The organism is Thermoleptolyngbya sichuanensis A183, assembly GCF_013177315.1.
GTDB classification, from domain to species: Bacteria; Cyanobacteriota; Cyanobacteriia; order Elainellales; family Elainellaceae; genus Thermoleptolyngbya; species Thermoleptolyngbya sichuanensis.
In genome coordinates this window covers 2591111-2615932 of sequence record NZ_CP053661.1, presented here as the reverse complement: position 1 = coordinate 2615932, position 24822 = coordinate 2591111, and the positions used below count along the sequence as shown (strand labels likewise).

The 24822-nt window shown below is 58.7% G+C and carries 19 protein-coding genes and 1 other RNA gene; 10 read left to right on the top strand and 10 right to left on the bottom strand.

Translation table 11 applies throughout. The annotated features are described in order from the left end of the window. Window positions 1-169: 169 nt before the first annotated feature. Window positions 170-561, bottom strand: a transfer-messenger RNA (tmRNA) gene (ssrA, locus tag HPC62_RS10885). A gap of 80 nt (window positions 562-641) precedes the next feature. Beyond that, window positions 642-1331 carry an alpha/beta fold hydrolase gene (locus HPC62_RS10880; RefSeq protein WP_172355581.1) on the bottom strand — a complete coding sequence of 230 codons (690 nt, stop codon included), beginning with the start codon at window positions 1329-1331 and terminating at the stop codon, window positions 642-644. A 262-nt stretch (window positions 1332-1593) separates the two neighbouring features. On the opposite strand from HPC62_RS10880, the gene HPC62_RS10875 reads away from it, so the two are divergent. Beyond that, a complete protein-coding gene (locus HPC62_RS10875; protein ID WP_172355579.1) occupies window positions 1594-2940 on the top strand; it encodes an aspartate aminotransferase family protein in 1347 nt (448 codons plus the stop codon). A 107-nt stretch (window positions 2941-3047) separates the two neighbouring features. Here the strand turns inward: HPC62_RS10875 and rimM are convergent, their stop codons facing one another. The 3 genes from rimM to HPC62_RS10860 form a co-directional block, all read right to left on the bottom strand. Then, complete coding sequence (gene rimM / locus HPC62_RS10870; protein WP_172355577.1) at window positions 3048-3653, bottom strand: ribosome maturation factor RimM; 606 nt, start codon at window positions 3651-3653, stop codon at window positions 3048-3050. Window positions 3654-3657: 4 nt separating this feature from the next. After that, on the bottom strand, window positions 3658-4116 hold the full coding sequence (locus tag HPC62_RS10865) for a hypothetical protein (protein WP_172355575.1): 459 nt from the start codon (window positions 4114-4116) through the stop codon (window positions 3658-3660). A gap of 271 nt (window positions 4117-4387) precedes the next feature. Further along, entirely contained in the window at window positions 4388-4990 is a 603-nt protein-coding gene (locus HPC62_RS10860; RefSeq protein WP_172355573.1) for a peroxiredoxin, read from the bottom strand. A 268-nt stretch (window positions 4991-5258) separates the two neighbouring features. Here HPC62_RS10860 and HPC62_RS10855 point away from each other — a divergent pair, with 268 nt between their 5' ends. Beyond that, on the top strand, window positions 5259-7358 hold the full coding sequence (locus HPC62_RS10855) for an amylo-alpha-1,6-glucosidase (RefSeq protein ID WP_172355571.1): 2100 nt from the start codon (window positions 5259-5261) through the stop codon (window positions 7356-7358). Window positions 7359-7444: 86 nt separating this feature from the next. Here the strand turns inward: HPC62_RS10855 and HPC62_RS10850 are convergent, their stop codons facing one another. Together HPC62_RS10850 and HPC62_RS10845 are read right to left on the bottom strand one after the other, a co-directional pair. After that, on the bottom strand, window positions 7445-8314 hold the full coding sequence (locus HPC62_RS10850; RefSeq protein ID WP_172355569.1) for a fructosamine kinase family protein: 870 nt from the start codon (window positions 8312-8314) through the stop codon (window positions 7445-7447). Between the two features lie 24 nt (window positions 8315-8338). Continuing rightward, entirely contained in the window at window positions 8339-9649 is a 1311-nt protein-coding gene (locus HPC62_RS10845) for a M16 family metallopeptidase (protein WP_172355567.1), read from the bottom strand. A gap of 318 nt (window positions 9650-9967) precedes the next feature. Between HPC62_RS10845 and HPC62_RS10840 the strand changes: the two genes are divergently transcribed. Continuing rightward, entirely contained in the window at window positions 9968-10699 is a 732-nt protein-coding gene (locus HPC62_RS10840; RefSeq protein ID WP_172355565.1) for a hypothetical protein, read from the top strand. Window positions 10700-10718: 19 nt separating this feature from the next. On the opposite strand, the gene HPC62_RS10835 is transcribed toward HPC62_RS10840, so the two are convergent. Further along, window positions 10719-11153 carry an SRPBCC domain-containing protein gene (locus tag HPC62_RS10835; protein WP_172355563.1) on the bottom strand — a complete coding sequence of 145 codons (435 nt, stop codon included), beginning with the start codon at window positions 11151-11153 and terminating at the stop codon, window positions 10719-10721. A 114-nt stretch (window positions 11154-11267) separates the two neighbouring features. Between HPC62_RS10835 and HPC62_RS10830 the strand changes: the two genes are divergently transcribed. Together HPC62_RS10830 and HPC62_RS10825 are read left to right on the top strand one after the other, a co-directional pair. Next, entirely contained in the window at window positions 11268-12668 is a 1401-nt protein-coding gene (locus HPC62_RS10830) for a glycosyltransferase family 4 protein (RefSeq protein ID WP_205369646.1), read from the top strand. A gap of 48 nt (window positions 12669-12716) precedes the next feature. Continuing rightward, a complete protein-coding gene (locus HPC62_RS10825; protein WP_172355561.1) occupies window positions 12717-15431 on the top strand; it encodes a hypothetical protein in 2715 nt (904 codons plus the stop codon). A gap of 71 nt (window positions 15432-15502) precedes the next feature. Here the strand turns inward: HPC62_RS10825 and HPC62_RS10820 are convergent, their stop codons facing one another. Further along, complete coding sequence (locus HPC62_RS10820; protein ID WP_172355559.1) at window positions 15503-15928, bottom strand: hypothetical protein; 426 nt, start codon at window positions 15926-15928, stop codon at window positions 15503-15505. Between the two features lie 320 nt (window positions 15929-16248). Continuing rightward, window positions 16249-17472, bottom strand: coding sequence for a 5-(carboxyamino)imidazole ribonucleotide synthase (locus HPC62_RS10815; protein ID WP_205369652.1), 1224 nt, complete (start codon window positions 17470-17472; stop codon window positions 16249-16251). Between the two features lie 623 nt (window positions 17473-18095). Here HPC62_RS10815 and HPC62_RS10810 point away from each other — a divergent pair. From HPC62_RS10810 to glgA, 5 genes are all read left to right on the top strand, one after another. Continuing rightward, window positions 18096-19991, top strand: coding sequence for an N-acetylmuramoyl-L-alanine amidase (locus HPC62_RS10810; RefSeq protein ID WP_225906636.1), 1896 nt, complete (start codon window positions 18096-18098; stop codon window positions 19989-19991). A 111-nt stretch (window positions 19992-20102) separates the two neighbouring features. After that, on the top strand, window positions 20103-20984 hold the full coding sequence (gene murI, locus HPC62_RS10805; protein ID WP_172355555.1) for a glutamate racemase: 882 nt from the start codon (window positions 20103-20105) through the stop codon (window positions 20982-20984). A gap of 198 nt (window positions 20985-21182) precedes the next feature. Further along, the gene (gene hemC / locus HPC62_RS10800) at window positions 21183-22142 is read left to right on the top strand and encodes a hydroxymethylbilane synthase (protein ID WP_172355553.1); all 960 of its coding nucleotides are present in this window, start codon (window positions 21183-21185) and stop codon (window positions 22140-22142) included. A 336-nt stretch (window positions 22143-22478) separates the two neighbouring features. Beyond that, complete coding sequence (locus HPC62_RS23420) at window positions 22479-23162, top strand: CAP domain-containing protein (RefSeq protein ID WP_225906637.1); 684 nt, start codon at window positions 22479-22481, stop codon at window positions 23160-23162. 157 nt (window positions 23163-23319) lie between these two features. Continuing rightward, window positions 23320-24816 carry a glycogen synthase GlgA gene (gene glgA, locus HPC62_RS10790; protein ID WP_172355551.1) on the top strand — a complete coding sequence of 499 codons (1497 nt, stop codon included), beginning with the start codon at window positions 23320-23322 and terminating at the stop codon, window positions 24814-24816. Window positions 24817-24822: the final 6 nt, after the last annotated feature.

Here is a 24822-nt window from a genome sequence, read left to right as displayed (position 1 = left end):
ATTCCTAAAACGAATAAGTAGGTGGACATTAATAAATACAAAACCAAAGACCCTGCGCCGCCCGCTGCGCGGGCGGCGCAGGGTTCAGGATCTGTTTTTTAATCTGGTCTATCTACTTACAACAAAGCCCCAAAGTTTTTAAGCTTCGGGGCTTTGCGCCTTTTGCGAGAAGTGGAGCTGAGGAGAGTCGAACTCCTGTCCGTCCTGGGTATTGGTACCTCACTCATTCACAGGCTTAGCCCTGGTGACCCTCAGGGCGGGGACTGTCACTTATCCCGGACAGTGGGATGCTCTGGTAGGGTCTTAGCCGGAGATTGACCAGAGGCAATCATCCGGAGCATCCGTTGGGGGTTGGTCTGCAATCCTTAACGGAGTCAAATCGCAGACGCTCGAACCGTAAGGAGGTTGTTAGGCGGCAGCAACAGCTACGCGCTTACGAGCAAAAGGTACGATGTTGTTCGCATGTACGTTGGTTTGAGCCATTGATTAACGAGAGGTAGCCCGCTCTCGGCCTGCATCACAAGGTAGTGTTCGCCAAAACGTCGAAACCGTGACAGCCCCATGAGGGCATCTGTATGCCTCATCACATTATAGCAAGGGGATGAAGAAATGGTGCGACCCCATGCCAGGTTTGCTCATTCTCAACAATTTGTCGCCGCCTTCCTAATTACATTCAAAACATCTTGCGGATACGAAATCATCGGGAAATGGCTTGACTTTACGACAGTCGTTTCTGCACCCATTCGTTGAGATAATTCATGCTGCAAATTTGGGGGAACTGCTTTATCTTCCGCTGCTAAAACATACCAGCTTGCCTTTTGTTTCCATGCCGCAGAACTTGCTTTGGCTGCCATCAGAGAAACGGAGGGCGGAGTTTGGGCTGCATATAGTAATGCCTGATCTACTTCCGAAAGATCGTGCACCAAAACTTCTTCAACGCCTTTTCTGGAAATCCAAACGAAGCCATTCTGCTCTTGAAAATGGGGCGATGGAGCGCCGTACTTACTCATCAAATCCATCATGGATTCACCAGTATCAGGCACAAGTGCAGCAAGATATACCAAGCCTAAAACCCGTTCGTCATTGCCAATTTCGGTAATGACAAAACCACCCCATGAATGGCCCACCAAAAGACAGTTCCCCTCGATCCGATCCAAAGCACGTTTCGTAGCTGCAATGTCGTCTACTAGAGAAGTCAATGGGTTTTGAACGGCAACAACTTCATAGCCTTCTGCCAAAAGCGTCGGGATGATTTCACGGTAGCAAGAGCCGTCCGCCCAAAAACCATGCACCAAGACGATGGCTTTGATTTTGTTTTCAACTTTGCTCATTAATCTATTTGTCAGCATTTAAGAAATACAAATCTACCCATTTTTGGAGAATGGGATTTAGGGCAAGCTAGACAAAGGTTCAAGTTATTCTACTTTTCTGCAATCCTAATTTCTGAAACCCTATCTGTATTACGCCGTGTTAACGGATGGTCATAATTAGGGATAGGTGGTCGGGCTGGCGCTAGAATGGCTGAATCGTAAGTATTTCAGGCGTTTGACGGCTATTTAACTGAAGCCATTTGGCGAGGAGCGACCCAGCATTATGGTGCAAGAATTAACCTACCCCAATTCCCCTTGCGGCAGCGCTACAGACATGGAAGCGTTCTGGATGCCGTTTACTGCTAATCGACAGTTTAAGGCAAATCCTCGACTGTTTGTCGCCGCAAAGGATATGCACTACACGACCGCCGATGGGCGGCAGGTACTGGATGGCACGGCGGGACTGTGGTGCGTCAATGCCGGACATTGCCGCGTCAAAATTGCCGAAGCCGTCAGCCGCCAGGTCAACACGATGGACTATGCTCCAGCGTTTCAGATGGGGCATCCGGGCGCGTTTCAACTGGCGGATCGGCTGGCGAAGATGCTGCCGGGGGATCTCGACCATGTGTTTTTCGCCAACTCTGGGTCTGAGGCGGTGGAATCGGCGCTGAAAATTGCGATCGCCTATCATCGGGCTAAGGGCGACGGCACTCGCCAGCGGCTGATCGGGCGCGAGCGCGGCTATCACGGGGTCAACTTTGGCGGCATCTCCGTCGGCGGCATTCCCACGGTTCGCAAATTCTTCGGCGGGCTGCTGACGGGCGTAGACCACCTGCCCCACACCCACAGCCTGGAACACAATGCCTTCAGCAAAGGACAGCCCGCCTGGGGCGCACACCTGGCCGATGACCTAGAGCGGATTGTGGCGCTACACGATGCGTCAAACATTGCCGCTGTGATTGTGGAACCTGTGGCGGGTTCGACGGGCGTGCTGATTCCCCCCGTCGGCTACTTGCAGCGTCTGCGAGAAATTTGCGACAAGTATGGCATTCTGCTGATTTTTGACGAGGTGATTACGGGCTTTGGGCGGCTGGGTGCGCCCTTTGCGGCAGACTATTTTGGCGTGCTGCCAGACATGATCACCGTCGCCAAGGGCATTACCAACGGCACCGTGCCAATGGGAGCAGTTTTCGTCCGCAAGCATATCTACGATGCCTTTATGCACGGGCCCGAAAACGCCATCGAGCTATTCCACGGCTACACGTATTCTGGACATCCGGTGGCCTGCGCGGCGGCCCTAGCGACGCTGGATGTCTACGAAGAAGACGGCCTATTCCAGCGGGCAAACGACCTGTCGGGCTATTGGCAAGACGCGCTGCATTCGCTGAAGGGGCTGCCCCATGTTATCGACGTTCGCAATCTGGGTCTGGTGGGTGGCATCGAGCTAGAGTCGATTCCGGGGAGGCCGACTGCCCGCGCCTTTGATGTGTTTGTGCGGGCCTATGAGCAGGGTCTGTTAATCCGCACCACGGGCGACATTATTGCCCTATCGCCGCCGCTGATGATCGAGAAGCGCCATATTGACCAGATGGTGTCGATGCTGACTGACCTGCTGAAGGCAACGGCTTAGGGGCTGGTTTGAGTCTTGGTGAGGCGATCGCCCTTAAATCCCCTCAATCCTTAAATCCCCCTTAAGTAAGAGAAAGTAGGAGGAGACTTCCGAAACTTCTCTCCTCTTCAAGGCAGGAGTCCATCGGGTGGGGTGATTTCGAGGCGACGACTGGGCAAATCGACCACGGGCACGATCGCCCTCACAAAGGGAATCAGCACAGTGGTCGTTTTGCCCTGCGGCGCTAACAGTTTCACTTCTAGCAGATCATTGCCTGCGGCGATCAGGTCAGTGACCGTGCCCACTTGGGTTTGCGTGACCTGGTGCCAGACTTCCAGCCCGATCAGGTCGCGGACGTGGAACTCGTCTTCTTCTAGGGGCAGGCGATCGCCCGCCGGAACCAGCATCACCGCGCCGCGCAGCGCCTCTGCCTGAGTGCGATCGCCCACCTCGGCAAACTTCACGACGTACAGATTCTTGCCTGCCAGCAAGCGCCCTGCGACCAGCTTGACCGACCGGGGCGTGGCTTCTCCTGGCCCTTGCAGCCAGCGCGTCCCCGGTTCCAAAAACCGCTCTGGAAAATCGGAATCGGGATAAACGCGCACTTCGCCTTTGAGGCCCTGCGCCCCGACGATGCGCCCAACCTCCATCCACTCCGTGTCTGGGTCTGTAGCGTTTGTAGATTGAGCGTCTGTAGATTGAGCGTCTGTGGATTTAGCAGGTTCCGATGCCATACGCTCAGTCCTCTAGAATCCTGTCTGAATACAGATCTGCCGGGCCCGGCACGAACTCCAAGCTGCCAACCGCGTTGGTCTGGTTGAGATAATCCCGCCGGGAGGTGAGACACTCTTGCATGAATAGATTGACCCCTGGAGGCACGTTTTCGACCCGCATATAGGCGACTAGTTCGTGGGGTGGACCGATCAAGAGCGATCGCACGTCGGGCTGCACCAGTACTTGGTTCATTCGGTGAATGCTATAAATACCCAGGCGATCGGGACTACGGTTAATCGATGCCGTGACAATGGTTCCCAGCGCAAAAAACTGCACACAGAGGCGATTGTTCAGCGCTGCTACGCGGACGCTGCGATTTTCCGCCTGATACGCCCCCACCTGAAGCGGCAGATTTGCCCCTGCTGTGCCCACGCCGCCCAGCGTCACCAGTGCCGCCGCCGAAAGCCCATACAAAATCCTCACGGTTCACTCCTGTTGCTTAAAAACGTTCAGTACTTAGGCACTTCGATAGGTTTTCTAGGTTTTGGACAATTTCTCGCGGGCGCAGCCTGCGAGAAATCGTCCAACTGCGTAAGTCCTAACGTTGATGGTTTGATGCTATGGATTTTAGTTCAGCGAGAAACGGCCTCTGTGCTTTTTTCAAAAAAAAGAGGGTGCATTGCACCCCCAGTTTTGCAATTACAGAGCTTTCATTGCTGAACGCTCACCGAGACAGCCAAATCTGATGCCAAACCTACACAGCGGCGAAGAAATCCTTCGACTTCACAGGGTCGGGATTCATCGTGGCATCGCCGGGCTTCCAGTTGGCAGGGCACACTTCATCGGGGTGAGACTGCACATACTGGATCGCTTGCAGCACGCGGAGGGTTTCATCCACGTTGCGACCAAAGGCGAGGTTGTTGATGGTGGCGTGCTGAATAATGCCGTCTTTGTCGATGATGAACAGACCGCGCAGCGCAACGCCTGCTTCGGGGTCTAGCACGTTGTAGGCAGCGCTCACTTCTTTCTTGATGTCTGCCACCAGCGGATAGTTTAGGTCGCCCACGCCGCCGCTCTTGCGGTCGGTCTGAATCCAGGCGAGGTGAGAGAACACGCTGTCTACTGATACGCCCAGGATTTCGGTGTTGATGGCTTTGAAATCGGCATGGCGATCGCTAAAAGCGGTGATTTCCGTCGGGCAGACAAAGGTGAAGTCCAGAGGATAGAAGAACAGAACGACATATTTGCCGCGATAGTCAGACAGCTTGATGGTCTTAAATTCTTGATCGACCACCGCTTCGGCAGTAAAGTCAGGTGCTGCTTGACCAACGCGAAGACATTCGGTGCTGTGAGTCATGAAATGTACTCTCCTTAGAACTTCCTAATGCGTCTATAGTTTCCTTAGATAATCTGGCGGGAAATGGTCGGCATTGCCTTGCCACAATTCCCAGATTGCGAACTGTTACGACTATATCATAGTCATAACGATTTTGAGTAAAGTTTGTCGCTAAGTTTTCAGCTCAGTTCCAAAACTTTAATTCCCCGCCCCTATTTCCTTAGACAGTCTTAATTCTTCGCCCCTTGAGCCTGTAGTAGACTGGCGGTTCACTGAGCCTTAGACCCCTATGGATTTTCTCGACACTCGCGAATGGCTCCTGACCAACGGCCTGGGCAGCTTTGCCAGCGGCACGGTTGCCGACGCGCACACCCGTACCTATCACGGATGGCTGTTTGCGGCAGTGTCGCCACCGGGCCAGCGGACGCTACTGCTGTCGCGGGTGGAAGCCTACCTGGATGTGGCAGGCAAGGGCTACCCGCTGGGCACAAACTACTGGGGCAGTGGGTCGGTGTCGCCAGTAGGCTACAAGCTGCTGCAATCTTTTTCGATTGACCCCGTGCCGACGTGGGTGTGGGGCACGTCAAACTGGACGCTGACCCGCGAAATTTTGATGACGCACGGGCTGTTGCCCAATCCCGACGGCAAGCCCGAACCCCGATTGCGACATCAAGTTTACATTCGCTATCGCTATGCCGGCCGGGAGCCTGCCTGGGTTAACCTGCGACCGCTGGTGGGCGATCGCAACTTTCACCATCAGCAGCACCACAGCCCAGAGTCCGGACCCGGCCTGCAATTCTCGCAACTGGTGGAACCCAACCGCGTGTCGATCCAGGCGACGCGGGGCAACTGGGTGGGCACGTCCTGGCAACTGAGTTGGAGCCAGGGCGACTATTATCCCGACGGGACGTGGTATTGGGATTATCGCTATCCCGAAGAGACGCGGCGCGGTCTGGGCGATCGCGAGGATTTGTACAGTCCGGGGCATCTGGCAATACTGCTCCATCCGGGGCAAAGTCTGGTGCTGGAGGCCCGCGTCCGCATCATCAACCCACTGCGGCCCTTCGTGCCGCCCAGCAATGAGACGTTTGAAACCGCGTTCCAGGCAGAGCAGGCGCGACTCAGACAAGTCTTTGCGCCGATGCTGAAGCCGATCGACCGGGGGCGATCGCCCACCGTTACCTTCGCCGCGCCCCATCTCAGCCCCACAGAATCCATGCTGGCAGCCCTGCTCCGCGCCAGCGATCAGTTCATCGCCCATCGCGCCTCCATCTGCGGCCCGACGGTAATCGCGGGCTACCACTGGTTTAGCGACTGGGGCCGCGACACGCTGATCGCCTTGCCGGGGCTATGTCTAACAACGCAGCGATTTGACCTGGCGCGGGGGCTGCTGGAATCCTTTGGTAAATACTGCCAGGGCGGTCTGATTCCCAATACCTTCCCAGACAACGGCGCACACCCAATTTACAACAGCATCGACGCGGCGCTGTGGTGGGTCGAGGTTTTGGGCCTCTACCTGGAAGCCAGCCAAGACTGGGACTTTTTGGTGCAGCAATATCCTGTCGTCCGGCAAATTCACAAGTCCTTCGCCACGGGCACGTCCTACAATATCCGCATCGACGCGATGGACGGGCTAGTGACCTGGGAGCATCCCGGTTTTGCGCTGACCTGGATGGATGCGGTGGTGAATGGTGAACCCGCCACGCCGCGCCAGGGCAAATGCGTGGAAATCAACGCGCTGTGGTATTCGGCGCTGTGCTGGGCGGAGCGCTGGGCCACCTGGCTGGCGGAAAAAGGCATCAACGGCGAGGAACCCGCCAACTATGCCAACCACGCCCGCCGCTATGGGCAGCAGGCCGAACAGGTAAAGGCATCGCTGCAAAAGTTTTGGAACGGGCGACTGGCCTACCTCTATGACCTGATCGACCCCGGCGACAGTCCCAATACGCAAATTCGCCCCAACGCGGTGATTGCCCTCTCGCTCACCCACTGTGGCTTTTCTGATCTGCAAGGCAAAAAGGCGCTGGTCACCGCCCGCGATCGCCTCTTGACCCCCTACGGACTGCGATCGCTCGACCCTGGCGACCCCCACTACGTCGGCCGCTACATCGGCGACCCCGTGCATCGCGACCACGCCTATCACCAGGGGACGGTTTGGAGCTGGCTGATCGGCCCCTTCATCCGGGCGTGGCAGCGGTTTTATCCCGGTGAAGCGCTGCCCTGGGATGCCCAGCCTCTGCTCGACCACTTTGCAAACCAGGCCTGCCTCGGCTCCATTTCTGAGATCTTTGACGGCGACCCGCCGCACGATCCGCAAGGGGCGATCGCCCAGGCCTGGTCTGTTGCCGAACTGGTCAGGCATTGGAATGACCTGGGAGTGGGACGTTAGGGCTTCACTCCTCCTGCCTTCTCGACCCAACCTGCAAACGCTGGACGAGTACCCCAAAATCCAAAATCGCAAATCCAAAATCGAGATTAAGCCAACCTCAGCAGCCCCTCCATCATCCGCCGCGCCTGGCCCTCATAGCCGCTGCCGAAGAGGTTGAAATGATTCAGGATGTGGTAAAGGTTGTAGAGCGTTTTGCGCTGGGCATAGCCCGGTTCCAGGGGAAAGGCTTCGTTGTAGGCGCGGTAGAAATCATTGGGGAAGCTGCCGAAGAGTTCCGTCATGGCCAGATCGACTTCGCGATCGCCAAAGTAGGTCGCTGGGTCAAAAATCACGGGTTCCTCTAGCTGGGTAACGGCCGCATTGCCCGACCACAAATCGCCGTGTACCAAGGAGGGCTGGGGATCGTGCCCTTGCAGCAGTTTGGGAATTGCGTCTAGCAGGCGATCGCCCTCTGGAAAGTGACCCCCGCGCTTTTTTGCCAGATGAAGCTGGTAGCCGATGCGATGCTCTGCCCAAAAATCGACCCAGCTTGCGGTCCAGGGGTTGGGCTGGGGCGTAGAGCCGATGGTATTGTCCAGATCCCAGCCAAAGCCGCGATCGCTCGTGACCCGGTGCATCGCCGCCAGATTTCGCCCCATCTCCGCCCAACTGCGGTGCGTGCCATAGCCAAAATCTAGCCACTCCAGCACCAGATATGCCGAGCCGTCCGCCGTGCCCCAACAGAGCGGCTGCGGCACGCGAATCGTGTGGGTGGCTGCCATCTGGCGCAGGCCCAGAGCTTCTGCCTCAAACATCGCCACGCGAGCCGCCTGGTTCAGCTTGACGAAATAGGCGTGGCGCTCATCTGTCAGCGCATAGCCCTGGTTGATGCTGCCGCCGCCGACGGGACGCTGGCGCAGGCTGCCCAGTGGCGCTCCGGTGACTTGGCGGATATGGTCGGCGATCGCATTCCACATGCAGGAGGAGTCAAAAGTTAGGGATCAGGCTTCGGGCTTGAGGATGACTACGCTGTAGGCATCGGCAGAGAGGTATTGCTGAGCCGCAGCCATCAGGTCGGCAGCCTCGACGGACTGAATGTGCGTGGGATAGAGCAGGGCGGGCTGCAAATCGCCCACGACAGAATGATAGTAGCCATAGAGTCCGGCGCGATCGCCCGGTGTTTCGTTGCCAAAGATAAAGCGGTTGGCGACCAGTGTGCGGATGCGCTGAATCTCGAAGTCGGTGACGGGTTCGCTTTGCAGGCGACGAATATGCTGGGCGATCGCTGCTTCCACGTCGTCTAGATTCTCAGCGGGCAACTGGGCAGAAATGTAAAATACGCCCTGATGGGTGTAGGTCATGTTGCTGGCAGAAATGCCCGACACCAGCCGCCGATCTTCCCGCAGATCGCGCACTAGCCGCGAGGTTCGTCCCTGCGACAGCACCGATGCCAGCACGTCTAGCGCGTAGGTCTGGGGCAGGCTGTCCATCCCTGGCACGCGCCAGGTCATCACCAGTCGGGCTTGCTGGAGAGTGGGGTCGGTCTGCTCGTAGCGATGGATGGACTGGAACGGCGGCTCCGGCTCGGTGTGCAGTGGTTCTTGCAGCGTTGAGGGGGCCGGCTGGGCCCGATGCGCCTGGGTCTGCGCGAAGCCCTCCGCGACGATCTCCACCAATTGCTCGACGGGCAAATTGCCGACTGCTACGGCAGTCATGGATTGCGGCTGATACCAGGTCTGGTGAAAATCGCGCATCTGCTGCGCCGTGAGCGCCTCAATCACAGACGCAGGGCCAAGAACCGGGCGGCGATAGGGCGATCGCCCAAAGGTCATTTCCATCGCCCGGTAGAACGTGCGCCGCTGGGGATTGTCGTTTGCCCGGCGAATTTCTTCCAAAATCACATGGCGCTCTCGCTCAAAGGCTTCATCGGGAATCGCAGCGTTTAGCACCACCTCGATTTGGTGCGGGGCCAGCGCTGCAAAATCCTGCGGAGCCGTGGTGATGTAGTAATGGGTGTAGTCCTGGCTGGTGGCGGCATTGGTGACTGCACCGCGCTGTTCGATCAGCCGCTCAAATTCGCCACTCTGGAGCCGGGCCGTGCCCTTAAACACCATATGCTCCAGAAAATGCGCCACGCCGTTGATGGCATCTGTTTCAACCGCAGACCCCACCCCCAGCCACAGGCTCAGGTTCACGGCCTCTACGGGAATTTGTTCGGCAACAATGGTTAACCCATCGGGGAGTCGGTGAACCGTTGGCGCATTGAGACGAGGCGGTTTGCTCGCCTCTAGCACAGTCGGAATTGGAGTCATTGGGTAACAGACAAACAGTTCTTAATCTATCTTAATCGTCTGAACCATTGAAAACAGCATTGCCGCTCTAGTTTTCCTAGTTTCATCCTACCCATCCCCATCTCAATTACCCTCAATCGCTGACCTCAATCCATGAGCAGACTTCACTTTCCGGAGCGCTCCAGGGAATCCTGGTAGGAAAGAATGATTGGGATGATTGGCGCTGGGTTTGGGAATGGCAGACAGGGCAGGGGGCTGAAGGTCTGGGGTTTCGGGCGGTCAGGGCGACGCAGTTGAGAAAGGTCTGACAGACTTTGCCCGCGATCCAGCGAGATGCAGATGTTTAGGAAAGTTTTGGAGGCAGGAATGCGGCAGATGACGGATACGTCTGGCAATCGGGCAATGCTTGGGGCGATGCTGGGAATGGCGCTGGGGGCAATCGCCCTGGGGGCTTGCTCATCCAGTGTTTCCCGCGTTCCCATAGAACCGTCCCCCATTGCGAAGGGACAGGCTCCAGAAGCCTCTCTCGCATCCGCCACAACCGTTTCCGGCGCAGCAGCTCTCGAATCCACCACCGCAGAAATCTCGGCAGACGATCGGGCCGCGATTCGGCAGTTGGGCGTGCCGCTGGTGGTGCCTACGGTTCTGCCGCCGGAGACGTATTTATCCGATGTGGTGGTCACGTCTGATCCAGACTGGGGCAAGGAATATACGCTCTACTACCGCTCGTTTTCAGCCGATCGTGCGATCGCCACCTGTTTTCAGATTGAATACGCTGACGGCGGCTTTGGTGGCCCAGTGCCGCCCAATAGCCGGCCCATCGAAACGCCTGCGATCGCCCGCTCCAACGGCCCCTACTTCATCTATTGGGCAGACAACGAGCCATCCAGCGATGATTCCCCCTTTCCAGCCAATGCTGTGTTTTCTGACTGGATTGAGGTTCCGGGCGTACCCGGCGGCTATCGACTCAGCAGCGGCCTGATCGATTCGGAACTGGTGCGGGCCTGCAACTTCCTCGACCCAGACTCCGCCGTGGCGATTGCTTCGTCGCTAAACCGTCTGGAGCCGTGATTCTTCAAACCCTTGCTTTCTACCCTTGCTCGGCGTAGCGCTTTAGCTCCTGCGCCATGCGTCGCAGCCCGTGCTGTTCGTCCCGACGGATAAACGGCAGCAGCAGGGTGGTCAGCGTGCCAGAGAGGGTTTCGCGGTGGAGATATTGCGTGCGATCGCCCCCTAGGTCTTGCAGTTCAAACCAGTGTTCGCTGCGAAATCCGGGCGCGGTGTAGCGCAGGCTCAGACAAACCGACGGCTGCACCAGCGTGACCAGCGGCTCGATCTGGGTTTCTTCTTCGCCCATGACGCGCTTAATGGACAAGCGCACGGTTTTGCCCTGGCGAAAGGGGCGATCGGGCGACAGGTCGTAGAAAAAGGTGTTCCAGCGAAACCACTGGTGTTTGTCCATCAGCACTTGCCAGACGTGCGATCGCGGCGCGTTGATTTCCGTTTTGGCATAGAGCGTGGGCATTGTTAGGGATTGCTGATTGGGGGGTGCAGGGGTTTTTAATAAAAGGCTATAGGATTTACGCATTTTATTGGTGCATTATTGGCGCTTTATTGGCGCATTTTCAAAAGTTGGGCCGTGTCTTTTGAATTCCCTAAACCCCTGCCCCAAGTCCCCTGGCATCCCATGCGGATCGTGATGCTGTCTTCAACCTTTCCCTATCCGCCGACTCGCGGCGGGACAGAGGTGCGAACCTTCCACCTGCTGCGATGGCTGGCGCAACGGCACGAGGTGACCCTGCTGACGCAGCGGGTGAATGCGACCGGTTTGGAAGTGTTGGCTGAAGGTGCGGAACCCCCGATGAGCGTGGATGCTGATCTGGCGGCACTGGCAGCAACGGGCGCAAGGGTGGTGTGTTTTCCCCTGGGACGACTCGCGGAGCAATCCCTAAGGGAATCGCCTCAGGACGATTTTCCGGGCGACTCATTTCGCAATTCCCTGGGCAAGCTGATGCGACTGGGGCGATCGCACCTCTGGGGCATTCCGCCGAACGTGGCCTTTCGCCATAGCCCCGCGCTGCAAGCCTGGGTGGATGACGCAGTGCAGCAGCGCCGATTTGACGTGCTGACCTGCGAGCATGGCGCAAATGCGGTGTACGTGCGGCCGGAGTTTCAGCGGCGGGTGCGGACGGTGCTAAATGCCCACAGCTTTGCCGTCGGCTGGACGCGGGCCGAACTGGTGCTGGGCGTGTCGGCCAATCCCTGGCGCGATCGCCTTTACTTGCCGACAATCGAGCGCTACGAGCGACGGTTTCGGCAACAGTTTTCCCGCGTGGTGGTGACGACGGCGGAAGATCGGCAGCAGTTTTTGGATTTTTTGTTGGGGCCCGATTCTGCCGCTGCCAATGCCGACCCCGACTGGGTACAGGTGGTGCCAAATGGGATTGATTTGGCAGCCTTTTTGCCTCGCGCGGCCGATCCGGGGGGATATCGGCTGGTGTTCGCAGGGGCGATGGATGCGCCGCATAATATCGACGCAGTGTGTTTTTTTGCTGAAGCGGTATTACCATTAGTGCGATCGCGCTATTCTGAAGTCACTTTTTGCATTGCGGGGGCGCGTCCGGCAGCCGCAGTGCGGGCGCTGGGGCAGCATCCTGGCGTGCAGGTGATGGGCGCGGTTGCAGAGATGGGTGCAGTGTTGCGGGAAGCAACGGTGTGTGTGCTGCCGCTGCGGCTGGGGTTTGGCATTAAAAACAAAACCCTGGAAGCGATGGCGGTGGGTGTTCCTATTGTGGGGAGCGATCGCGCTCTGGAGGGGTTGCCCATCGAGGGGGCGGAGTCGCTGGCGCTGCGGGCCAACACGCCGACGGAATATGCAGGGGCGATCGCCCGTCTGTTTGATAGCCCTACGCTGCGGCATCAGTTGTCTCAGCGGGCCCGTGCCCTAGTGGAGACCGACTACACCTGGGAAACGGTCGGTCAGCAGTACGAGCGGGCGCTGATGGAGCCGTCGCCCGTTGCGAAACCCTGGCATCCTTGAGCGCCGCCCCGCTCGCAAACGTCATCTGGGAAGAGTGATGCAGCGGTGATGAAAAAACCGGCCCGTCGAACCCGTCCAGCCCAAAAGCAGAGCGCGTCTTCGTCGTCTATGGCGGCCCGTCACCTCCGCTTCACGCCGCCTAGGGTCAAGGTTTTTGTGTCGCCAGAACCGCCCTCTCCGAAAACGACGGTGGCTCCTCGCCCCAAGGTCAATGTGTGGGTGGGGCGATTTGCAAAGCAGCCTGCTCCGGAGTCGCGCTCGGTCGATCTGTCGCTAGAAGACTCGCTGGAGGACTGGGAAGAAGCGTTTCTAAACGAAAATCCCCCGGTCGAATCCAACGGTGTGAAGCTGCTGGTGTCGCCGCCGCCGCCCAAGCAGCGCCCCTGGCTGGGGAGCCTGCTGGCGACGCTCCTCTGGCTGGGCAGCGGTAGTTTCGTGGCGATGGCGGGCTGCACGGCTTTTTGGCTGATTGTGAATCCGGGGCGGGTCAGTTGGCTGGGCTGGGCGCTGCCGGAGTGGAACCGGGAAGCCTTTATCCGCGACGATACGCCGCGAAGCTGGGGCGCAATTCAGGCAGAAGCCGCCCAGCAAAACCGGACGCTGGGCACGCCGCTGATGCGGCCGATCGGTCGGGGAGCATCGGCTGGAAAGGCAACCGTGGTGCTGGTGCCTGTGCTGGCTGTCCAGCCCCGCTGCGCCGACCCTGCCGAGGCTTGCCTGCACCTGGTCGAACTGCGGGCTTATCACCTGGAAACGCCGCTGGACAGCGCCGGACGGCTGAGCAGCGACACCCGGCTGCAACTAGGCGATCGCCTGCCGGTGGCGGGCCCCAGGGAATTTGGCGTGGTGTCGCTGCTGCCGGGGGGCGCTCCGGCGGGGCAGGGTTCGACCCGTCGCCTGCCCCTGCAACAGATCGAGCCGATTGAAGGGGATGCGCCCAAACCCGACGGCTGGTTTTCCCTCAGCGGACAGCAGCGGCGCGGCAGTCAGGCGATCGCCTATGGGCAAATCGGCTATTACGATGCGGCTCAGCGACGGCTGCGGCTGCTGATTTCCTGGAGTAGCCTGGTTCGCCGCCCGCGCTGGCAGGCGGTCACAGGCGATGACCCGCCAGAACTGGTGGTTGATCAGACCGTGGGGCTGGAGCCTCAATTTACGGTTTATCAGGTGAAACCGGCCGAGGGTGGTATCATGCGGCTGGAGGCGATCGCCCTAGAACAGCCCCCCTTCGCCAGTCAGAGCTTGGAAAATGCGCTGTTTCTCGCCCGCAACGGCCTGTGGAGCCACGCCCGCGCCTGGATGGAGGGCTATAAAAAACGCAATCCCAAAACCTGGACTGCGGCTGCCCAGGCCCAGCTTGACCTGATTGCGCTGCACGCCGCCGCCACCCGCGCCCAGGCCGAGCGCGATCGCGCCAGCCCCAGCCAGCGCCTAGCCACGCTGATTATCGACAGCCGATGGGAGGCGGCGATCGCCCTGCTGCAAACCGCCCTGCGCGACAGGGCCGATTTGCGGACGCTGATTGGCGGCGATGCAAACCGCTGGCGGCAGCGGGCCGAGGCGATGTTGCGGGTGGATGCCGACCACACCGATGCCCAGTTTATCGGCGGGCTGGTGGTGATGCTGCGGCAGGGACGCGACGAGGCGATCGCCTGGCTTCAGACCCAGAACCGCGCCCCGATTCCCAAAACGCCAGCCTCGCCGCTGCACCCGCGCACCCAAGCCGTTCTGCGCCGCCTCGACCAGTTGCCCCTGCACGGTCAGTCCCTCTACCCCAGCCGCCTGATTGGCACTGCCACGCCCCTGCCCAGCCCCCGTCCTGGCGACTGGGACACGCCCGATGGCTCTGCCCTGCCAACGCTGCCCGATGGTGAGGTGTGGTATCGCATCTCCCTGACCCGCTATCACGACGGCACGACCTGGCAGCACGCCCCATTTTCTCAGTTGTCCAGCCGCCTGACTCCGGGTTTTCTGTGGAACCAACTCGGACTGGGCGATTCGCAAAGCGCTGCCTACGGGAATCGCCCCACGCTCCAGTACACCACCTGGAACCCGCAGGCCCAGATGCAGTCCCATCCGCTCACCGTGCGAGCGCTGCGGCTCCAAGGCAGTGCTATTCAACTGCTGGCCAGCGGCCAGCCCCTGGGAGACTCCCTAGCCAATCGCCCCCATCTCGTCCTGTCGGATGCCGCGCTCAACTGGGAACTGCCCACCGACAGCACCTCCCTGGCCGCCCTCCATCTGCAACAGCCACAGCAGGGCAGCGCCATACTGCGAACCCTTGCCACCGAGCTACGCCGCGCCCGACCGAACCTGCCGCTGCCGCCTGCCGACGACCCAGAGGCGCTGGCCCAAGCCTTCGGCTCTTGGAGCGTGCAGCTTGCCGACCTGACGGGCGATTCCCGCAGGGATCACTCGAATCGCCAGCCGGAGGTGATTCTGGTGCTGCATCCCGACCTGCTCGATCCGCCCCCTGCCGAACCCGCGCAAGAGTCAGACAATCTGGAATTGCTTGGCGCATCGCCCAGCCCCCCTGTCCCATCCAGTGCCCCATCCAGTGCCCCACCGGATGCCCCGCTCCGCACGCTGATCTTTTCTGCCAGCGGCAGCCTGGTCTACAACGAACTGACGACGAATACGCAACTGGTGGCGATCGCCCGCCTGGAAGGGGAGACAGCGCCCGTCCTAGTAATCACGCAGGGCGATCGCGTTACGCTGCGGCGGTGGCTTGCGTCTCCACAGCGCTTCGAGCCAATCGACTAAGCAGAGGTGATTTGACAAGCCATGCAAAGATCACCAATCCAAAATCCAAAATCCAAAATCCAAAATCAACACTACCGAGCGTCTTCGTTGATCGGCGCGATATATTGCCGATTAGCACGGACATAGCACGTTCCCAGGGTTTGTCCCGGCTGGGCAAAGGTGAGCGCATCCGTACCGCGCACCCGCAGCCAGGGAGCGCCATTCTGGAAGACGATTGCTTCATTTCGCACAAACTCGGCCGTCAAGATTGCCCCAGGCGCAATGCGCGATCGCACGACTCCATTGGGACTGAGGCGACAGTTTAGATAGGTCGGGTCTGGATCGACCACCAGCCAGCGACGGTTATAGTAATTGCCCCGGTTTCCCTGCATGATGGCAGTCGTGTAATCGCCGCTGCGATTTGGCGTGGGAACTTCGGCCATTTGGGCGATCGCAGGCATAGACAGACCCATTACCAGTCCTGTTCCCAAGGCTAGTCGCAATCCATTCAGTTTCATGTTTATCATAGCGTTCAAAATTTGACTCAAAGTGACTCAAAGTGACTCAACAGGATATGTGCAAACTATTCAGCAGCGCGTCAGCAACAAGTTAGCAACACGTCAGCAACACATCAGCAACACGTCAGCAGTGAGTGTTAAGCGCGTGTACTGTGGTCTGCACTTCGAGTAGCTTCATTCTCGGTCGAAAAGATTCCTGAGAGTCGGGCGATCGCTGTGCCAGAACCCAGATCGGCTGGCGTTGGGGGATGGCGCTACAGCATTTGCTTGCGAAGTTAGGCATGGGCTAACGACAAAAGGGGAGGGCTTTTGTCTTACTCTCATGCCTCACTAGCTTCAAAAACGCTGTAGTCTGACCTGCCATACCAAATGGCTTCTACCTGGCGGGCGATTCGCGAAGCGATCCCTACGGGAATCGCCTCTGCCTCTGCTCGCCCCTGCCCTGGCTGCAAGCACACGGTGACATGGCCCAGCTTGCGCCCCGGCCGCGATTCGGATTTGCCATACCAATACACCTGAGCCTGGGGAATTGCAGCAAGCCGCTGGCGCAGAGCAGCATAGTCAGACTCAGGAGTTTCAACGCCCAGCAGATTGACCATCACCGCGCCCGCGCAGGTGAGCGCCGTAGACCCCAGCGGCAGCCCCGCCACAGCCCGCAGATGTTGTTCAAATTGTGAGGTGGCGCAGGCATCGAGGGTGTAGTGCCCGGAATTGTGGACGCGGGGCGCAATTTCGTTGACCAACACACGCCCGTCGGTCGTCAGAAATAGCTCAATGCCCAGCACGCCGACATAATCCAGGGCAGTGAGAATCTGGCGGGCGATCGCCCCCACCTGCTCCGTCACACTCTCAGAAAACTCGTTCAGCGCATACACCCGGCGGCAGACCTGTTGTTCCTGCTGCGACTCCACCACCGGATACAGCGCGATTTCGTGGGATTCATGAAGCGACCCCTGGGGGAATCGCCCCCGCGCCGCTATCACCGCCAGTTCTCGCTCAAACGGCACAAACTCTTCTACAAGCCACGACTGTCCCGGTTTTTGCAGTAGCGCTTCCAGCTCTACCAAGGTTTTGCAAACAAACGTACCGTAACCGTCATAGCCATGTCGCCGCGCCTTTAGCACTACCGGAAACCCAAAGCTCGCATCCAACTCGGACGCATGGGTGATTGCCTGAAAGCGGGGCGTAGGAACGTGGATGGACTGATAAAAGGAACGCTGATCGAATTTGTCGAGGATAGGAGCGATCGCCCCCAAAGAAGGCAAAAACTCTACACCCTGCGAGGCGATCGCCCCCAGTCCCGCCAAATCCACAAACTCATTCTCAAATGTAATCACATCACACTGCTGGGCCAGATGCGCCGTTGCCGATGCATCTTCCACCTGCGCCAACACCACCTCCTCTGCAACACCCACGGCCGGATCGTCCTGATTCGGCGTTTGCACGATGAGATGCAGCCCCAGTTTCTTGGCCGCCGCACCCATCATCCAGGCAAGCTGCCCGCCGCCAATTACCCCAACCCGCTTCACATCGCTCCCTGTCATTCCTGTCTATCGCCACCACAGCATTCTGTCTGCATCAGTATAGCGACATAGCGACTGCCCAAAACCCTCGAAAAACCAAAGCACGATTCCCGAAAAGAAAGTGCGCTGCACCGCTTGCGCGAACGCTTCGCAAATCACCCCTGCCGCCTCTGCAATGCGAAGCGACCTCTCAGGACAAACCAGAAAGTCCTTAGGAGGGGGCGTGGGGGACGCTTCGTCCCCCGCAAAGGGGGTTTGGGGGATATCCCCCAAGGCTTGCTGGTTCGGAGATCAAATTCCTCAAAACTGTCCTGAACAGCATCAACCCCAGGCGTAGGCCTCTGACGGGGCTAGTACTTCACCTGCGCTTTTGGAATTTCCGCAAACCTAGAAACCTATGTGAAGCTCGGTACGTCCGATAGACAAGTTTCGTCGATGCTGCCCTGAACCCTCCAGAGATCGGTATGATGGATGGTTTCTTCAGGAGGCGATTCGATTCTCAATTCTTTGAGATTTTTCCAGTTAAATCTGATCGCAATTGCGCCAAACCTGATTAATATCGGTTTTGGTCGATTGCGATGGAGGTTTGTGCGACTCAGCTGCATCTGCCCCAACTCCCCAATCGGTGTTTTAAGAGGTTGATTGTGAGATTTTCTTGGTTATTGTCTGGTGTGCTGGGCGTTGCAGGGTCTCTCCTGATTGCCGTTTCTGCTGAAGCGGGCACGCTGCAATCCTGGCGGTTTAACTCGGCGGAAAACCGACTGGTCTTTACTACTGATGACGGCGTGCAACCTAGGGCCCAACTCATTTCCGACCCTGTTCGCTTGGTCATTGACCTGCCAGGAATTACCCTCGGCCGCTCGACAACCCGCCAGAGTGGAACCGGCGGCATTCGGGAAATTCGCCTGGGGCAGGTAGACGCTCAGACCACGCGCATCGTAATCGAGCTAATGCCCGGTTATACCCTCGACCCGCAGCGGGTGCTGGTGCGCGGGGCCACGCCAACCGAGTGGTCTGTGCAAATTCCCACGCCGCAGTTTGTCGGCGGGCCCGTTGCAGGCAGCCCTTCCCCCACCCCCGGAACGCCGCTGCCTGCACCCAACCCTCCCGCGCCTGCACCTGCGCCCCCAGCGGCGGGCCCCGCCCAGATTGACGAGGTGCAAATTACCCAAGACGGCTTTTTCATCCGCACCAGCGGGGGTGTGCCTCGGCTGACGCTGCGCCGCAACAGCGATCCGCGAGATGTGCAGTTCGACATTGCCAATGCCCAGGTTTCGCCCCAGTTGACCAATCGCGATTTGCGGCCCAACCATCGCGGGGTGGAGCGGCTGCGGCTGGAACCCCAGCGGAATGGCGTTGTGCGGCTATCGCTGCGCTTGGAGGGTCGCCGAAACGACCGCAACCGTCGCGGCTGGCAGGCCAGTGTCAGTGATTTTGGGGGGATTGTGCTGCTGCCCAGCCTGAGTGCCAACAGCGGCGTGGTGGTGACCCGTCCATCCCAGCCCGCGCCGACCCCGCTCCCCCCAACAACTCCGCCTATCACCCCTCCCACCTCGCCCAGCCCGCCGCCGCGCCCTAGTCAACCGCCCGTCAGCGGTCTTTCGACAGTGCAATCGGTGGAGTTGTCGAGTAATGGTCAGCAGTTGCTCATCCGGGCAGATCAGCCGATTACCTACACCAGCGATTGGGATCGGGGGCGGATTTTTTATCGAATTACGATTCCTGATGCTCGACTGGCGGAACGGGTGATTGGCCCGCAAATCACGGCAAACAGCTCAATTCAGCAGGTGCGCCTGTTGCAAGAGGACGAGCGGACGGTGGCGATTTTGGTGCAGCCTGCTGCTGGCGTGGTGATTCGAGATGTGATCCAGCCGAGCGATCGCCTCTTGGCCCTGGAACTGCGCGGCGCTGCCCAGCCTCCCACCACGCCCACGCCCACCACCCCGCCCCCAATCGTGACACCCCCCACCACGACACTGCCCCGCGTCCCCACCGGCCGCGTCGTGGTCGTGCTAGATGCGGGACATGGCGGTCGAGATCCCGGCGCAGTGGGCATTGGCGGGATACGCGAGAAAGATATTGTCTTGTCCATTACAACTCAGGTGGCTCGTTTGCTAGAACAGCAGGGCGTGCAGGTCGTCATGACTCGCACAGACGATCGAGAAATTGACCTAGAGCCGCGCGTGCAAATTGCTGAACGGGCGCGGGCAAATATTTTCGTCAGTATTCACGCCAACGCCATCAGCATGGATCGCCCCGATGTCAACGGCATTGAAACCTACTACGCCTCGGAAGCGGGGGCACGGCTGGGCCGCGTGATTCACGACAGCATGGTTCGCAATACGGGCTTGAACGATCGCGGCTTGCGGAGTGCCCGATTCTACGTGATTCGCAACACCTCAATGCCCGCCGTATTGCTGGAAACGGGGTTTGTAACTGGAGCGCAGGATGCAGCGTTTTTGAGCAGCGCTCAGGGACAACAACGCATGGCATTTGCGATCGCACAGGGTATCTTGCAATATATTCAGCAAAACTTCTAAACATTTCGTTTGCAGCCTGTGTCTAACTCTGCCTCGTTCTCAGAATCGGTTAATCGTGCCTCAGACCCCCTTTCTCCTGAAACAAACGGGACATTTTGCGAATCCGTCCTCTTGAAAACAGGCGATGCCCAGGCCCCCATCGGGGTGTTTGATAGCGGCGTGGGCGGGCTGACGGTGCTGCGGGAAATCCAGCGCCAGCTTCCGAATGAATCGGTGCTGTATTTTGGCGACACGGCGCGGCTGCCCTATGGAACCCGCTTGGAGGAGGAACTGCTGCAATTTGTGCGGGAGATCTTGACCTGGATGACGCAGCAGCGGGTGAAGATGGTGGTAGTAGCCTGCAACACCAGTTCTGCCAAGGCGCTGGACGTGGTGCGGGCCGAGTTTCCGATGCCGATTTTGGGCGTAATTTTGCCGGGGGCACGGGCGGCCGTGCAGCGGGGGCGGCGAATTGGGGTGATTGCCACGCCCTTTACGGCGGCTAGCGATGCCTATCGACAGGCGATTCATGAAATTGACGAGGCGATCGCCGTTTGGCAGGTAGGCTGTCCGGAGTTTGTGCCGCTGATTGAGCAAAACCGGGTTCACGACCCCTACACCCGACAAGTGGCTCAGCGCTATCTGGAGCCGCTGATTCAGGCGCAGATTGATACGCTGGTCTTTGGCTGTACGCACTATCCGCATTTGAAACCCGTGCTGCGATCCCTCTTGCCGCCGACGGTGCAGTTTGTCGATCCGGCGGTGCATGTGGTGCGGGCGGCGGCGCGAGAGCTAGATCTGCTGGGGCTGCGAAATCTCTATGCTAATCGCACGGCTCGGTTTTGCGTCAGCGGCTGCCCAGAGAGCTTTGCTCAACTTTCGCAGCAGTGGCTCGGCTATTTGCCCATCACCGAGCGGGTGGACTTAACCGCTGTGACCCCTGCAATCTCGACGGTAAGGGCGATTTCTGAAGGAATCGCTTCACGAATCGCCCCGCTGGAAACCTCGGAGTGAATGCAAAGCTAGGACTAGGGTGGGGCGATCGCCCTTGGAATTCTCCGCGCTTGGAATTCTCCGGCCAATTCCTCAGTGAATTCCCCTGCATTCACCCTTGGGGTGGGCCACCCTACGGTAAGCTGGTAGTTGGCTCAAAATGCCTCAAATCTAAGGCTTGCTTAACATTCCGCTGTTTTTGTACACACTTCTTTGCACATGATCGCCAGTCCTCCCCGCACCGTTCGCATCGGTTCTCGTAAAAGTCAACTTGCCCTAGTGCAAACCCACTGGGTGCAGTCCGAGCTACAAAAAGCCTTTCCGGGGCACACCTTTGAGGTTCACACCATGAGTACCCAAGGTGACAAAATTCTGGACGTGGCGCTGGCCAAGATTGGCGACAAGGGGCTGTTTACCAAAGAGCTAGAGGTGGGGATGCTGAACGGCGACATCGACTTTGCCGTGCATTCGCTCAAGGACTTGCCGACGCGCCTGCCGGAGGGGCTGATGCTGGGCTGCGTGACTGAGCGCGAAGACCCTGCCGATGCGCTGGTGGTGCATGAAAAGCATCAAGACAAGCAGCTTGACACCCTGCCAGAGGGCGCGGTGATTGGCACGTCGTCGCTGCGGCGGCTGGCGCAACTGCGACACCACTACCCGCACCTGGCCTTCAAAGACGTGCGGGGCAACCTGAACACGCGGCTGGCCAAGCTGGATGCGGGCGAATATGATGCGCTGATCCTGGCGGTGGCGGGGCTGAAGCGGCTGGGCATGGGCGATCGCATTCACCAAAACATTCCCAGCGATGTGTCGCTTCATGCGGTGGGGCAGGGCGCTCTGGGCATCGAATGCCGCACCGAAGACCCGGAAATCCTCAGTGTGCTAAAGGTGCTGGAGCATACCCCCACTGCCCAGCGCTGCTATGCCGAACGCGCTTTTCTGCGAGAGCTAGAGGGCGGCTGTCAGGTTCCCATCGGGGTTCACACCGTTATTGAGGGCGACACGCTGACGCTGACCGGACTGGTGGCCAGCCTGGATGGACAAACGCTCATTAAAGATACGGTTTCGGGCGCACCCGACACTGCCGAGCAGTTGGGCATTGACCTGGCCCATCGGCTCAAGGAGCAGGGCGCACAGGCCGTGCTGGATGAAATCTTTGCCACGATTCAGCGGGGTTAGAGGTTGAGTGACCGCATCGGTTAAGTGACCACATTGGTTAAGTGACCGCATCGTCTGAACTCTCGCTCCAATAGGACTTACGCAGTTGGAGGATTTCTCGCGGGCTGCGCCCGCGAGAAATCCTCCAAAGCCCAGAAAACTTATCGCAAATGCGTAAGTCCTGTCCAAATCAGGAACTTCTCCAATTGGCGATGCATCTTCAGAAGTAGTGCGATCGCCCGGTTGTTCATGCCTGTTGTTGTTCATGCCTGTTTCTGTGCGTCAACTGGTGCGTCAACTGAGGGGCGATCGCCCGATCTTCCTAAAACGAGTCTAGAAACAATCCCAGAGGCCATTATGGATAAAGGGCTGAGAACGGGTTTCGCTGGGTTGGGCGGTCTGCTGCTGCTGGGCATGGGCTGGCTCCACCAACAGGCGATCGCCACAGAGCAGGCCTTGACCTGGTTTGAGCGATTATCCGAGCAATCGTTTGAGTCATCATTTGAGTCATCTGAGCCATCTGAGTCTTCTCTGGAATGGCATCCTTTAGGGCGACGGGCATCGGGATGGCGCGAAGCCCCTCAGCGGCGAGCCGACCGCTCGGACGAAGCCTTTGTGGACACTATGCTGGCTTCTCACAATCGCTATCGCACCGAGCTAAACCTGCCGCCGCTGCGATGGTCAGACCAACTGGCGCAAAATGCCCAAGGCTGGGCAAACGAACTGGCCGCACGGGGCGGCCGTCGATTGGTTCACAGCCAGGGCACGGGCGAGGGCGAAAATCTGTGGATGGGCACGTCGGGCTACTTTTCCTACGACGACATGGTGGCGGGCTGGGGCGACGAAAAGCGGCATTTTCGTCCGGGCACCTTCCCTAACGTCAGCACGACTGGCAACTGGGCCGATGTAGGGCACTATACCCAAATCATCTGGCGCGACACCACCCACGTCGGCTGTGCCCTCTCCACCGCAGGCGGCAACGATATCCTAGTTTGTCGCTATAGCCCGCCCGGAAATTACTACGGTCGCCGCGTTTATTAGTCCCTCAGCTACCCCCCCCTGCGAACTCCCCGCCGACGGGATCAGTCCTAAAATAATTACGAAAACGTTACCGAAACTTGCTAGGGTTTAGGTGTTGTGCGTTGCGCTAGAGGATGAACGCACAACCGAGACGTTCGGGAGACTCAGGGGGGTCACGATGCGAATTTTGTTTGTGGCGGCCGAAGCGGCCCCGGTGGCAAAAGCAGGCGGCATGGGCGATGTGGTGGGCGCACTGCCCAAGGTGCTGCGGCAGATGGGGCACGATGTTCGCATCTTTATGCCCTACTACGGCTTTTTGCCAGACAAGATGGAAATTCCCAAAAAGCCCGTCTGGTCTGGCACGGCAATGTTTCAGAATTTCAAAATTTTTGAAAGCAAGCTGCCCAGAACCGATGTCCCGGTTTATCTGTTTGGGCATCCCTCCTTTATGCCCCGCCGCATCTACTACGGGGAAGACGAAGACTGGCGGTTCACGCTGTTTGCCAATGCAGCTTCCGAGTTTGCCTGGAACTATTGGCGACCGGACGTGATTCACTGTCATGACTGGCACGCGGGCATGATTCCCGTGTGGATGCACGAAACCGAAGACATCAAGACCGTTTTCACGATTCACAACCTGGCCTATCAGGGGCCGTGGCGCTGGCGACTGGAGCAGATGACCTGGTGCCCGTGGTATATGCAGGGGCACAACACGATGGCGGCGGCGGTGCAGTTTGCGGATATGGTGACGACGGTTTCGCCGACCTATGCCGAGCAAATCAAAACGCCGGAGTATGGCGAACAGCTAGAAGGGCTGCTGTCCTACATTAGCGGCAAGCTCGTGGGGATTCTCAACGGCATTGACCAAGGGCTGTTTGACCCAGAGCGCGATCGCCAGATTCCGCAAAACTTTACTGCCGATACTTTGGAAAACCGCCGCGAAAACAAAATTGCGCTGCAAGAAGAACTGGGGCTAGAGGTGAATTCCAAGGCCTTTTTGCTGGGCATGGTGACGCGCCTGGTGGAACAGAAGGGTCTGGATCTAGTGATCCAAATGCTGGATCGATTCATCTCCTATACGGATGGTCAGGTGGTGGTGCTGGGCACGGGCGATCGCTATTATGAAACCGAGCTATGGCATATTGCCTCGCGCCACCCTGGCCGCGTTGCCGTGTACTTACTGCACAATGACACCCTAGCCCGTCGCATCTATGCAGGCACCGATGCCTTCTTGATGCCGTCGCGATTTGAACCCTGTGGCATCAGCCAGATGATTGCCATGCGCTATGGCTCGATTCCCATCGTGCGGCGCACGGGTGGCCTAGTGGACACGGTGCAGCACCACGTCCCCTCAGAAAATGAAGGCACGGGCTACTGCTTTGACCGCTACGAGCCGCTGGATCTGTATACCTGCATGATCCGCGCCTGGGAAGGCTTCCAGTACAAAGACCAGTGGCGATCGCTCCAGCAGCGGGCTATGCGTCAGGATTTTGCCTGGGATCACTCAGCCCGCGAGTACGAGAAGATCTACCGCCGCATCAAGGGGTTGCCAGAGTCGGATGATGAGCCGCAGGCCGAAGCCGATGAAGCCGCTGCGACTTCGGAGCATCCAACTCCCGACGCAGCAACTCCAGATGCAACTGCCGAAGCCGCTGCCAAGGAAAAGGTCGCCTAGCCGAAT